The organism is Pseudobdellovibrio sp. HCB154 (assembly GCF_046267985.1).
Classification (GTDB): Bacteria; Bdellovibrionota; Bdellovibrionia; order Bdellovibrionales; family Bdellovibrionaceae; genus Pseudobdellovibrio.
The window spans coordinates 410,841-424,136 of the sequence record NZ_CP176530.1 but is presented as its reverse complement, the minus strand read 5'-3'; the positions used below and the strand labels follow the sequence as shown (position 1 = coordinate 424,136).

Sequence of the window (13,296 nt, the reverse complement as noted above, 5' to 3'; positions counted from 1 at the left end):
AATCTGCGACAAACACTTTGAGGAGGATTTCATGTTTCAGAACGTCATACACGTTCCAACTTTAATGGATGAATACAAAACTGGTCTGATATTTTCACTTATCGAAGGCCTAAAAACAGGTAAATCGCTTAAATTAATTTGCGATCAAAAGCCGGTTGAATTTGAAAAAATATTATCGGAGTCGGGGCTTTCTAATATTAAGTGGGCCGTCGAAAAAAATAAAGTTGGATCGTGGGAGATGTCACTTTTAAAACAACCTGATATCAATTCTGAGCAGGTAGGATGTTGCGGTATGTGCGGCAGTGATCATTCCTCAGCGAGAGGGTAACTTATGCTATCAAAGTCGCAAGCAAAAGCCTTCTTCTTAGTCGGAACTATTGGTTTTTCAGTTATTTTTGTTGGATTAACAATTGATACCTTCAATAGAATTCCTGACCAAACCCGCCAGCAAAATCTGAGCGAGAGCGCCATCAAAGGTAAACATTTGTTCGATAAAAAAAATTGTATGGGTTGTCACACAATTATGGGTGAAGGTGCTTATTATGCTCCAGAACTCACTAAAGTGTACGAACGTCGTGGCGAAGCCTTTATTCGCTCTATGTTAAAAAATCCAGAACAAATGTATCCAGGTCAAAGAAAAATGACCAACTACAAATTTACTGACGAGGAAATTGATCACCTTGTGGCCTTTCTCAAATGGGTGGGCGGCATGGACCTTAATGGTTTTCCACCAAAGCCTGATCTTGCTCCGAATACCACAGCTCGGGGTACACAAACACAAGGTGCTCTCGAAGCCGCTGTAACTAAACCGATTATTTTTGATCAAATGTGCGTCGCCTGCCACGCCCTTGGTGGCAAAGGCGGCGCTGTAGGACCTGCGCTGGATGGCGTTGGCAGCCGACGAGACGCCGACTACCTGACTAAATGGCTACACGATCCAACTCAACTTAAATCAGATTCAAAAATGCCAAAGTTACCGCTATCTGAAAAAGAAATCGCAGACCTGACAGCATTTCTTGCAAGCTTAAAAGGAGAAAATAAATGAAATTCAAATCACAAAAAGTAGCGTATTGGTTCTTTGCTGTCTGCATGCTGCTTCTTGCTCTTCAGTTGGTATACGGTTTTATTATGGGCTTTGCCCATATGGGAATGGATGGTCTTCATAACATCATCCCCTTTAACGTAGCCAGAGCAACTCACACGAACCTTTTGGTCATGTGGCTGTTGGCTGGTTTTATGGGATCAGCTTATTACATTATTCCGGAAGAAGCCGACCGCGAAATCATTTCGGTTCGTTGGGCTTACGTTCAGCTTATTGCCTTTGTCCTTGTCGGCGTTACAGCCGTCATCGGATTTCACTTTCAATGGTGGGAAGGACGTAAATTTTTAGAAATTCCACGACCTCTTGATTACTTAGTCGTCGTTGACGTTCTACTTTTTATCGGCCTGATCGGCGGAACAATCTGGAAAGGAAAAAGGCATACAACAACAAGCTTGGTGCTTTTTTTCGGACTTTTAACAGCAGCACTTCTCTATCTGCCAGGCCTAATTGAAACCGATAACCAAACTCACGATTCTTACTGGAGATGGTGGGTTGTGCATCTTTGGGTTGAAGGTGTATGGGAACTTATTATGGGTGCCATTCTGTCTTTTCTGCTTATCAAAATTACCGGTGTCGACAGAGAAGTTATCGAAAAATGGCTTTATATTATAGTCGGCTTTACATTTTTAAGCGGAATTTTGGGAACTGGCCACCACTACTATTATATCGGTACACCTCGTTACTGGCTTATCATCGGTGGTATTTTCGGTGCGTTGGAACCCATAGCCTTTCTTGGAATGGCCATTTATGCCCTGGCGATGGCTCGCAAAGGTAAAAAAGTCGTCGATAACAAAACGGCCCTTCTATGGACACTCGGCACAGCCATTATGTCATTTGTCGGCGCGGGTTTCCTGGGTTTTGCCCACACTCTTCCACAAGTCAACATGTACACGCATGGCACGCTGGTGACAGCGATGCATGGCCATTTGGCGTTTTGGGGAGCATACGCCTGTCTGGTTTTAGGCATTATTACTTATACCATGCCATTTTTAACTGGGCGCAAACTTCAAGACACGAAAACCAATCATTTTGCATTCTGGACATCCAACATCGGCATGACAGCAATGACTATTGCTTTCGGCGTAGCCGGAGTAGCTCAAGTTTACCTTGAAAGAAAAATGGGCTTAGACTTTTTGCTCGTACAAAAAGAAATTGAAGTTCATTTTCTAGGACTTATCCTGGCAGCCACTTTATTCACAACCGGTATTATAGCCTTTATTTGGAATTTTATCAGATTTGGTAAACCGCTTGGCGAAGTACAAGGTGAATAAAAAATGGCGATTGATATATTTATTTCGACAAAAAATGAAGAAAGTATTTTTACAACCTGTTTTGCAACACAACTGCCTTTGTTAATCAAAGGGCCAACAGGTTGTGGAAAATCACAGTTAGTTGAATACATGGCGAAAAAACTCAATCGCCCCTTAATTAAAGTCTCATGTAACGAAGACACCAACGCTGCAGACTTGCTTGGTCGTTATTTGTTAAAATCAGGAGAAACTGTGTGGCAGGATGGTCCTGTCACACAGGCATTGCGCACAAGCAGCATCCTGTATCTCGATGAACTTGCGGAAGCACGCGAAGACGTTATTGTAGCTTTACATCCGCTGACCGATCACAGAAGAGAAGTTCATATTGATAAAATTAATGAAACTGTCAAAGCGACAAACGATTTTATGGTGGTCGCAAGTTATAATCCTGGATACCAAAAAGGAATTAAAGAGCTAAAACCTTCAACCAAGCAACGCTTTGTTTGTCTTTCAATGGATTATCTAAATGTTCACGATGAAACCCGTCTTATCGCAGAAGTGGCCCAAATTAGTTTAAAAACTGCAGAACAGCTCGCTCTGTTAGGGCAAAAAATCAGAACCAAAGAAGGTTTGATGTTAAAAGAAACGGTTTCATCACGCCTTTTAATTAATGCAGCTTCGCTGATTAAAAATAATTTAAGCACCAGACTGGCGTGCCACCTGGCTATCGCCGAAGTTTTATCTGATGACCGCGAAATTGTAAATGCTCTTAAAGATTACATAAATCTCTATATCTAAATTATGGAAAAGCTTTTTTCCTACTTTTATAAAAACAAACTTCAGCGTGAAGCTCACAAAAAGGGTTTTGTTGATTTATCCGAAGCCTTGCCTGAATTAAAAGCCTTCGCTAACTTAGTGTCTGAATCGGATGCAGCGATTGATGTCGGCGCAAGTTTATGGGGTTGTGGTTTTATCGACAATGAACTTCTTTTACCGCTGCAATGCCGCTGGACCGACAGCAGCCAGCTTAATTTAGATTTACTTAAAATATTAATTATCAAATCTATAGCTATCAAAGAACTTGAAATCAGTTTCTCTTTTAATAGCCTATCCAGAAACTACCCACGCCTCTGTATGTTAAGCCACATGCCGGTCATTAATAAGTGGATAGATTCCCGATTTTCGCAATTCAAAGACTTTGAACGTGACGTGTACCAACGGTACCAACGGGCAATTGTCTCTAAATATGCAAATTCAAGCGCGGCCTATAATTACTGGCAACAACAAATTGCCAGTCGCACTCCGGATTTACAAACGCTACATTTTAAAGAAAAAGCGAATGACGAACCTCTTGAATATTTGTTGGCCACTATTCCACTTCCCTACCGCCGCAATCAAATTAATAACCGTTCAACAGAACAAACGAGCCATTTAAACACTTCGCCGCAAAAACCCAAAAACCGCGATCGAAAAGAATATATTATCGATGCAGACGCCAACAAAAAACAGCCCGTAAACCCGGTCACTCACAGTTTTGAAAAAATGGAAACCCTGGATGACTATTCGGGCGGAAGCCGAATCAGTTCCGGTGACAATGATCTTGATGAACATAGTGACGCACTTGATGAAATTGAAGTTAATCAGTTTACCAATCAAGGTAAAGCCAATGGTATCTTTAGACAAGATATGCAAATTATCAAACAAAGCGAAGCCTCAACCGGCTCAGCGACTGAAGATTTATCAGCTTATCACTACTCGGAATGGAACCACGCAAAGAAATCTTATATTAAAAATTTTTGTCACCTGTATGAAGTAAAACCAACTCCTCAAGATAATGCAAAATTACGTGATGAAATTCTCTCGCGGTACAAAAATGAAATCGCTTACTGGAGCCAATATTACGCGGCTATATGGAATAGGCCTCTATGGCAAAATCGCCAGTTAGACGGCAACGAATTAGATCTAGATAATTTGGTTCGTCTTGCTCCTCATTTAAAAACGATTTCCGGCAGTCCACCGATCTATCAAAAAAAAGAAAATCTGGAACTCGAAGTTCATCTTTCAATCGTGATCGACATATCTTATTCAACAGACACTTGGCTCAACGATCAGAAAATTATTGATATCATTAAAAATTCACTCATTGTATTTGGTGAATCGATCAAATCGATAATTCCCAATTTATCCATTGGACTTGCCTATAGCGAGACCCATAGTAACATCACTTATTTGCCGTTGCTCGAATTTGAAACCGCCTGGAACCAGGTTTATTCTAAAATTCACGAATTTAAGCCCCGCCAATACACTCGTCTCGGTCCTCCTATCCGGCACGCCACGCAAATTCTCAATTCAATGCAGTCAAAAAAGCCGATCTTAATTGTTGTAACTGACGGCAAACCCACCGACTTAGATCCCTATGAGGGTAGGTATGGCCAAGAAGATGTTAAGAAATCTCTACAAGAGGCTCTTAACCTGGGAATATCACCACTTTTGGTGGGAGTTACAGATTTAGCCCCCTACTCACTGGCCAAAATTTTACACAATTCCGTAACTATTCGTGATCCACAGGACTTTTGTTCTCATGTGGGGCGTTTCTTAACAAATTCAATAAAGTCCTAAAAACTACCTAATATATGACCTGGATCATGTAACTTACGCTCGTTTTAGAGGTAGTCTGTAATCAATTCTCAGAAGGAGATTTTTATGTTTAAAAGAAAAACCAACGTACTTTTGATGCTTTCATTGTGGAGTACTCTGGCTATGGCCGACCAATCTAGTGAGGTTGCAGTTCTTACTGCGCCACCTCATGTGCCACCGCCAATTACTCGCAGTAAATCAGTTAAATTAATTGTTAACTTAGAGGTCATCGAAAAGAAAATGAAAATTTCAGATGGTGTCGACTACACTTTCTGGACTTTCGGAGGCACCGTTCCTGGAAGCTTTATCCGTATCCGCGAAGGCGATGATGTCGAATTCCATTTAAAGAATCATCCAAGTTCAAAAATGCCTCATAATATCGACTTACATGCTGTCACTGGCCAAGGTGGCGGAGCTGCAGCTTCATTTACATCTCCTGGTCACGAAAGTGTTTTTTCATTTAAAGCGATCAATCCGGGCTTATACGTGTATCACTGCGCGACTGCTCCGGTCGGTATGCATATCGCTAACGGCATGTACGGTTTAATTTTAGTTGAACCAAAAAAAGGCCTTCCAAAAGTTGACCGTGAATACTATGTCATGCAAGGCGATTTTTATACAAAAGGTAAATTTGGTGTTCAAGGCTACCAACCGTTTGATATGTCAAAAGCGATCGACGAAAAACCAACTTATGTCGTTTTCAACGGATCGACAAATTCTTTAACAGGCGATAACGCGATTAAAGCCAAAGTCGGCGAAACAGTACGCTTGTATGTTGGTAATGGTGGACCGAACTTAGTTTCTTCATTTCACGTGATCGGCGAAATTTTTGACAAAGTTTACCGTGAAGGAGCTATGGAATATAATACTAATATCCAAACTACTCTGATCCCGGCCGGTGGCTCTGCGATTGTAGAATACAAAGTTGAAGTGCCTAGTAATTTAGTTCTCGTTGACCACTCTATTTTCAGAACTTTCAACAAAGGGTCTCTTGGGATCATGAAAGTTGAAGGCCCTGAAAATAAAGAAATCTTTACTGGAAAAACAGCTGACAACATTTATTTACCTGAAGGTGGAGCGATCCAAAAAGTAAATGACAAAGAGAAAATCACTACAGCCGCTACAGTAGAAGACCAAATTAAGCTGGGTAAAACAGTATTTACAAACAGCTGTGCCGCTTGTCACCAACCTGACGGTAAAGGTATTGCAGGTGCGTTTCCTCCTTTAGCCAATGCCGATTATTTCAATGCTGATGCCAAACGTGCGATCGACATCGTTAAAAACGGAAAATCTGGTAAAATCACAGTCAACGGTGCTCCTTACAATGGTGTAATGCCGGCCTTAGGATTATCAGATGCAGATATCGCCAACGTTTTAACATACGTATCTAATAGCTGGGGAAATAAAAAACGTACATTTACAAAAACTGAAGTTTCTGCAGTTCCAGTAGCAAAAGATAACTCTGGCGGAGAACACTAATTATGAAAAAACTCGAGCGCTTAGCACTTTGTATTGTGTTGCTTTCCACACTAAGTGTGGGCGCTTCCAGTTTAGTCTCAGTCTCAAAAGGACGTCTTGAAGCTATTTGGTTATCACCAATGTCAGTCAAGATTAAAAATCAAACCAAAACTACACGCAGCTTTATTCAGGTGAAAGACTTCAAACTAATGGCTAAAGCTGTTACTGTAAAACAATTCAAAGAATTTTTAGAAAAAAACTCAGACTGGCGAAAAGATAAAGTGAGCAGTCTTTTTACCGACGCAAACTATTTACATGGCTTTGAAAATGCCCGTGAAAATTCGCCTGTCACTAACGTCAGTTGGTTTGCAGCCCGCACCTATTGTAAATCGCAGGGATTGCGCTTACCGACGCTCAACGAATGGGAATATGCCGCAGCCGCTTCAGAAACTCTGCGTGATGCGAACAAAAATGAGCTCTTCTTAAAACGTATTCTAGAATGGTACGGAGAACCGCAAACAGAACAAATTAAAGAAGTTGGTTCAATCTATAAAAATTTGTATGGAGCCTATGATATGCACGGTCTTATTTGGGAATGGGTTGAAGATTTCAACACAACATTTGTAACTGGCGAAAGTCGCGAAGACAGTTCGTTTAATAAAGACATGTTTTGCGGAGCCGGCTCTTTAGCATCGAATGACAAAGAAAACTACGCAGCATTTATGCGTTTTGCTTTCAGATCAAGTTTAAAAGGAAAAAGCTCAATTTGGAATTTAGGGTTCCGTTGTGCTCAATAGGAGTAATCTATGAAAAAAAATATTTATCTCGCATTATTAATTATTATTTTAACTCAAATTTCTCAGGCAGCTACTTTGACCGATATTAAGTCAACATGGCTGACTGTCGATAATAAAGAGCAATCGGTTTCTTCTACTGTTGGCCAATCTTACACATTGATTGCCATGGTCTACACCGGTTGTGCTCACGCTTGTCCAATGACGATTTCGAAAATTCAAAGAATCTTAAAAGATTTCGAAGGCCAGGGTTTTAAAAATGTTAATGTTATTTTAGCCTCTTTCGATGTTAAAAATGACAGACCGGCCAAATTAAAAAAATATCAGTTAGAGAGAAAACTTGATGTTAAAAAGTGGAGTTTTTTATCCGCAGCCAGTGACGATGATGCGCGTGAATTATCGGTAGCTCTTGGTATTAGCTACAAAGACCTAGGCGACGGTGATTTTTCACATAGTAACGCGATTACATTGTTAGGGCCAGGAGCCGAAATTCTTGCATCGATCGACAACTTAAATGCCAGTTCAGACAAACTGATTGAAGCTTTAAAAGCACACACTGCAAAAGCGAAAGCCCCATGATATGGAACCAAAGAATCACGATATTGAACCTTACAAAATCCTTTTCCCGATCGGCATCTTGTGCTCGGTAATCGGCCTTAGTTTTTGGATTTTATTTCAATCTCGCCTGATTAATTTTTATCCCGCAGAATCCCACGGTAATCTCATGTACTTCGGATTTTTATGGACCTTTATCGCCGGTTTTTTAATGACAGCGGTGCCTAAAATGATGTCGACCATGGCTGTGACGCTTGCAGAGATATCTGTGGCTGTGTCTTTTAGTTTTTTACAAATTATTTTAACTATTCGAAACGAAACCCGTCTGTCATCATATCTTGTTCTTTTCCAGCTGCTTTTTCTTTTATTCTTTTTAATAAGACGATTTATTATTTCAAGAAAATTTCCTTTTGCGGGATTTATTTTTATTCCGACGGCTCTCTTACTTGCGCTGAGCGGAGCCATTATTTTTATCACAACCGGTAACCGTTCTCTGTTTCTTTTGCTCAGTGGCGAAGCCTTTGTGCTTAATCTAATTCTCGGGCTTGGTAGCCGCCTCGTTCCGGTGATTTCTCGTCTGCCAAATGCCCTTCTACCGCATCAAAATTCAAATACCAAAGAGAGTTTTATAGGTTCCCTTATCTTTGCTATTTTGTTTAATGCGACCTATTTTATGCAAGCACTTGACCTAATTAATTTAGCGCTCATCGCCCGCACGCTCATTATTACATATGCTCTTGTTAAATATTTTGGCCTTTTTAAAAACCCTGTTAAGTGGACTGTAGTCGGTGTCGGTTTAAAAATCACATCGACTTTTTTAGCCTTAGGAACTTTGTTATCAATTCCTTATTTCGGTTATTCTTTAGCAGGCCTGCATGTTCTTTACATTGGCGGCTTTGTTCTTATCACCTTACTTATTTCTACACGTGTTGTTCTTGCTCATGGTGGTGAATCGCTTGATTACGAAATTTCTTCTAGAAAAGTTACGGCTATTATAACCTGCCTTATTATGGCAAGCTTATTGCGCTTACTTGCGAATACTCATTCAACATCAAATCTCGTGTTTTTTTCATTTTTATTTTTTGTGGCCGCCGTCGCTCTCTGGACCACCAAAATGTTAAAGGTAGAAACTAAAAATAGATAGACAAACCTGTCTACACTAACACCAGCCTGTCGAACTTGTGGCTAGTTTTAATCACCAATTGCACCACATTGATATACATCAAGCATAGGCTTTGCTTTGTTAAAGCCTATGCCAATTAACTTACGCAAGTTTTCTAGGTTTCCTTCAAATTCATTCTGCCTCATTGAAACTGACTCACGCTTGGTGAAAGCCCTGTTTGTTGATTATTCGCAAATGGGAGCCTTACTGCGCATTGAAAAAGGCGTAGCTTTACAAAAGCATTTGGCTTTGATTTACCCCAATGAAAAATCTGATTTTGTGAAAATGGCGGGCTATTCGGTGCATTCATTTGAAAAGAACGGCTTGTTTTACTTAGGCGTACAGTTTATCGCGCTGATTTCGCGCTAAGATTTTAAAATATTATCAACAGCAGGCTGTGGTGAACGTGGTTGGCGCTCCACTAAGAAAACAAACGTGTAAATCGCTGCTGGAATTAAAATTAACATATTAAACAGACTGACATTATATAAAAACCACATCATTAAAGAGACTGCGGCCAAACAAGAATAAACCTTTACGTAAGCAATCGCAGCGGTTTTACGCTGATAACATTTATAAAAAGCTATCGTATGCAGAAAAGCAATAAGTGCAATCGTTACAATTGCCACGATAGAAATCACCTGAAACATGAATTCTTGAAAAAAGGGCGACTGAAAAACTTCAGGGTCAATATCGGGTCGAATCGCTGCGAAGTCCATGCGCTCAAGAACCTGCGAAATATAAAATGGATCTGTAATATAAAAATAAGATGCTATGGCCACGGTCATATCCGTAAGCCATAGAATCAAATTTCTTTTTTTATGATCAAAAAAGACCGCAGGAATTTTCATTAGCTTAAATGATCTCTTAAACCATCGCTAATTAACTGCGTAGATAGAATTAATAACAATAAACAAAGTCCTGGAATCCACATTAAGTGCGGCGCTGTTTCCATTAAGTTTTTAGAATCAGCCAGCATTGTTCCCCATTCAGGGTACGGAGCTGGAATACCTAAGCCTAAGAAACCTAATGCTGCCGTATTTAAAATAGCCTCTGAACAACAAACGGCTGATTGCACCAAGATCGGTGTAATACAGTTTGGAAGTAAGTGGCGTAAAATAATACGTAAATTACCTGCACCCAATGCTTTCGCTGATTGGATATATTCTTTTGCCATTTCAACCTGAGCTTGTGAACGCACTAAGCGGTACATCGTCGGAATTGAAACTAACGTTACAGAAATAATCGTGTTCGTTACACTTGGACCTAGAATCGCAACAACGAATAAAGCTAATAATAAGCTTGGCATCGCTTGAAGCGCATTCATCACTTGCGTTAATGTTTGGTCGACGCGTTTTCCGTAGAAAGCGGCGATTAAACCTAAGCCTGCACCGATCACCACAGCGATACCACCCACCACAAGACCGATACCCAATGAAAACTGAGCACCAACCATCAAGCGTGATAATAAATCGCGGCCTAGATCATCTGTTCCTAATAAGAATTTTCCGCCCATCGGTTGTAAAGACATGCCGTCGAAAACTTCGTTATAAGCAAATGGAGTCCAAAAGAAGGATACGATAAACGCAACCACGAAAAATGCAAAAAGCAGAGTTCCGTAAAGAACGTTTTTATTTCTGAATAATTTTTGCGTAGCAGTGACTGCCATTAGCCACCCCTTTGTTGATCGCGAAGTTTAGGAGAAACGATTTTCACCGATTCATCGGTAATCCAATTCACGATAATAATAATCAACATCGAATAAAACACACCGGCTTGAACCACAGGGTAATCACGGGCTTCGATAGATTTAATAATCCAACGACCCATGCCCGGCCACGAGAATAATGTTTCAGTTAAGATCGCTCCAGTTAATAACTGACCTAAAGCTAACCCTAATGAAGTTAAAATCTGTGGAAGTGCATTTTTGAAAATATGTTTAAAAAGAATAGCTTTGTACGGAAGACCTTTCGCACGCGCGGTACGAACGTAATCCTCTTCGGCCACATCAATAATCGCTGCGCGACTAACACGTACGATTAAAGCTAACGGCACAGTTCCTAAAACAAAGGCCGGAAGCACAATATATTTCGCAGCCGATGCAAAAGCATCCCATTGGCCAGACAATAATGTGTCGATGAAGTAAAAGCCTGTCTTAAAAGGCACATCGAACATCACATCAATACGGCCTGAAACCGGAAAAATTCCAAGTTTAACCGAGAAAAAGAAAATAACGATTAATCCCCACCAGAAAATCGGCATCGCAAAACCTAAAGTCGATAAGCTGACGGCACCGTAATCCCAGAAAGAGTTTCTTTTTACTGCGGCTAACATTCCTAAAGCTAAACCAACAAGCGAAGACCAAAGTAAGGCTACGAGCGCTAGTTCAACTGTCGCTGGCCACAAAACTTTGAATTCACTAAGAACTGGTTGTTTAGAAACTGTCGATTCACCGAAATCACCAACAGCGGCGTTCGCTGTAAATTTCAAAAATTGAACTGGAACTGGCTGATCCAGTCCCAAGTTTTTCTTAATTTCGGCGACTCGTTCTTCGCTGGCTCCGCGTTCACCGATAATATGTTGAACGGGATCTCCGGGAATCAGCCTGATGATTGAAAAGCTCATCAAGCTGATAAAAAGAAAATAACCAATAACTTTTAAAAGACCTTTAACGATAAACATTACAACAAATTACTTTTCTAGATGTTGCCGCGATTACTTCGCGAGTGAAACCGCTTCGAAGTTTTCATGTCCGAATGGATCGATTTTGTAACCTTGTACTTTAGAAGACATCACTTTGTTTTGTTTTGAGTGAGCCACTGGGTACCATGGTTTTTCTTTAGCGAAAATTTCCTGAGCTTTCATATAAAGAGCCGTACGTTTTGCAACAGCTGATTCTTCTTTAGCTTGTTGTAAAAGAGTGTCGAATTCTTTATGGCACCAACGAGCGTAGTTTGAACCCGCTTTAACCGCTGTACAGCCTAATAATACGTTCATGAAATTATCTGGATCGCCGTTATCACCAGTCCAACCGAATTGGATCATAGCGTGATCACCTTTTTTAGATTTCTCTAAGTATGTCGGCCAGTCGAAAGTCACTAATTTAACTTTCACACCGATTTTAGCTAAGTCAGCTTGTACTAACTCACCTAATTTTTTACCGTTCGGTAAGTACGGGCGAGAAACCGGCATAGTCCATAATTCAGTTTCAAAACCGTTAGCGTAGCCAGCTTCTTTTAATAACTTTTTAGCTTTTTCAACATCATAAGCTTGGTCAGCTGTTTTGTTGTTGTAAGACCACATAGTTGGTGGAATTGGATTTTTAGCTGGTTGACCAGAAGATTTATAAATCACATCGATGTATGATTTTTTATTTAACGCAAGCGATACCGCTTCACGAACTTTTAAGTCGCTGAAAGGTTTTTTCTCAGTGTTAAAAGCGATGTAAGAAACGTTAAGACCCGCAGAGTTCATCACTTTGATTGCTGGGTTTTTAGATAACGCTTCGATATCTTGCGGTTGTGGTTCAGCCATTACATGGCATTCGCCAGATTTCATTTTTTGCGTACGTACAGTCGCATCAGCAACGATAACGAAAATTAAGTTTTCGATTTTCGGTTTGCCTTTCCAGTAAGTTGGATTTGCTGTGTACTTAATTGTTGAATCTTTTTGGTAAGATTTGAAAACAAACGGACCAGTTCCGATTGGCGCTGTTTCTAAAGTTTTTAAACCTTTGCCAGATTTAACTAAAGATTGAGCGTATTCTTCAGAAAGAACAGACGCGAAATCCATAGCTAAGTTAGCTAAGAACGGAGATTCAGGGCGTTTTAATTCGAAAACAACAGTGTTGTCGTCAACTTTTTTAACGTCAGCGATCAAAGCATCTAATTCCATCGCTTTGAAATAATCATAAGAAGCGGCAGGAATTGAAAGTGGATGTTTAGGATCTAACTGAGTTTTGAAAGTGTAAACAACATCGTTGGCGTTAAAATCACGTGTTGGTGTGAAAAGTGAGTTTGCGTGAAACTTTACGCCTTTACGTAATTTGAAAGTGTAAGTTTTGCGGTCTTTAGAAATTGTCCAAGACTCTGCTAAGCCTGGGCCTACTTCTGTAGTGCCTGGTTTGAACTCAACTAAACGATTGAAAATCGTTTGCGCTGATGAGTTCATGCTCGTTCCGTCAGTCACTAATTGTGGATTGAACGACGATGGACTTCCTTCCATACAGAAAATAAAGTTGTCTGCTGCGTGCACGAATGCTGGTAATAGCAATGCCGCTAAAAATGTTTTTTTCATGAAATTCCCCCTTTAAACATCATTAAAACTCTTGTAATGTGG

The 13,296-nt window shown here is 40.3% G+C and carries 14 protein-coding genes; 10 read left to right on the top strand and 4 right to left on the bottom strand.

Going from position 1 to position 13,296, the window contains the following annotated elements; genetic code table 11:
* Positions 1-31: 31 nt before the first annotated feature.
* The 10 genes from ACKWCF_RS02215 to ACKWCF_RS02170 all read left to right on the top strand — a co-directional run bounded on the left by ACKWCF_RS02215 (position 32) and on the right by ACKWCF_RS02170 (position 9,327).
* Positions 32-328, top strand: a complete 297-nt coding sequence (locus ACKWCF_RS02215) for a hypothetical protein (protein WP_409479063.1) — start codon at positions 32-34, stop codon at positions 326-328.
* A 3-nt stretch (positions 329-331) separates the two neighbouring features.
* Positions 332-1,045, top strand: a complete 714-nt coding sequence (locus ACKWCF_RS02210) for a c-type cytochrome (RefSeq protein WP_409479062.1) — start codon at positions 332-334, stop codon at positions 1,043-1,045.
* A complete protein-coding gene (locus ACKWCF_RS02205) occupies positions 1,042-2,373 on the top strand; it encodes a cbb3-type cytochrome c oxidase subunit I (protein WP_409479061.1) in 1,332 nt (443 codons plus the stop codon). Before ACKWCF_RS02210 ends, ACKWCF_RS02205 begins: the two co-directional genes overlap by 4 nt.
* A gap of 3 nt (positions 2,374-2,376) precedes the next feature.
* Positions 2,377-3,150 (top strand): CbbQ/NirQ/NorQ/GpvN family protein, encoded by a 774-nt coding sequence (locus ACKWCF_RS02200; RefSeq protein WP_409479060.1) that lies wholly within the window; start codon positions 2,377-2,379, stop codon positions 3,148-3,150.
* 3 nt (positions 3,151-3,153) lie between these two features.
* Positions 3,154-4,971, top strand: coding sequence for a nitric oxide reductase activation protein NorD (locus ACKWCF_RS02195; protein WP_409479059.1), 1,818 nt, complete (start codon positions 3,154-3,156; stop codon positions 4,969-4,971).
* Between the two features lie 84 nt (positions 4,972-5,055).
* Positions 5,056-6,468 carry a copper-containing nitrite reductase gene (gene nirK, locus ACKWCF_RS02190; protein ID WP_409479058.1) on the top strand — a complete coding sequence of 471 codons (1,413 nt, stop codon included), beginning with the start codon at positions 5,056-5,058 and terminating at the stop codon, positions 6,466-6,468.
* A gap of 2 nt (positions 6,469-6,470) precedes the next feature.
* A complete protein-coding gene (locus tag ACKWCF_RS02185; RefSeq protein ID WP_409479057.1) occupies positions 6,471-7,244 on the top strand; it encodes a formylglycine-generating enzyme family protein in 774 nt (257 codons plus the stop codon).
* A gap of 9 nt (positions 7,245-7,253) precedes the next feature.
* The gene (locus ACKWCF_RS02180; protein WP_409479056.1) at positions 7,254-7,820 is read left to right on the top strand and encodes an SCO family protein; all 567 of its coding nucleotides are present in this window, start codon (positions 7,254-7,256) and stop codon (positions 7,818-7,820) included.
* 1 nt (position 7,821) lies between these two features.
* Positions 7,822-8,940, top strand: coding sequence for an NnrS family protein (locus ACKWCF_RS02175; protein ID WP_409479055.1), 1,119 nt, complete (start codon positions 7,822-7,824; stop codon positions 8,938-8,940).
* Positions 8,941-9,048: 108 nt separating this feature from the next.
* Complete coding sequence (locus ACKWCF_RS02170) at positions 9,049-9,327, top strand: PilZ domain-containing protein (protein ID WP_409479054.1); 279 nt, start codon at positions 9,049-9,051, stop codon at positions 9,325-9,327.
* Here ACKWCF_RS02170 and ACKWCF_RS02165 read toward each other — a convergent pair.
* The 4 genes from ACKWCF_RS02165 to ACKWCF_RS02150 are packed head-to-tail and all read right to left on the bottom strand — an operon-like array spanning position 9,324 to position 13,254.
* Entirely contained in the window at positions 9,324-9,809 is a 486-nt protein-coding gene (locus ACKWCF_RS02165; RefSeq protein ID WP_409479053.1) for a hypothetical protein, read from the bottom strand. The genes ACKWCF_RS02170 and ACKWCF_RS02165 overlap by 4 nt on opposite strands.
* Positions 9,809-10,627 carry an ABC transporter permease gene (locus ACKWCF_RS02160; protein WP_409479052.1) on the bottom strand — a complete coding sequence of 273 codons (819 nt, stop codon included), beginning with the start codon at positions 10,625-10,627 and terminating at the stop codon, positions 9,809-9,811. Before ACKWCF_RS02160 ends, ACKWCF_RS02165 begins: the two co-directional genes overlap by 1 nt.
* Entirely contained in the window at positions 10,627-11,640 is a 1,014-nt protein-coding gene (locus ACKWCF_RS02155) for an ABC transporter permease (RefSeq protein WP_409479051.1), read from the bottom strand. Before ACKWCF_RS02155 ends, ACKWCF_RS02160 begins: the two co-directional genes overlap by 1 nt.
* Before the next feature lie 33 nt (positions 11,641-11,673).
* A complete protein-coding gene (locus ACKWCF_RS02150) occupies positions 11,674-13,254 on the bottom strand; it encodes an ABC transporter substrate-binding protein (RefSeq protein ID WP_409479050.1) in 1,581 nt (526 codons plus the stop codon).
* Between the last annotated feature and the right edge of the window lie 42 nt (positions 13,255-13,296).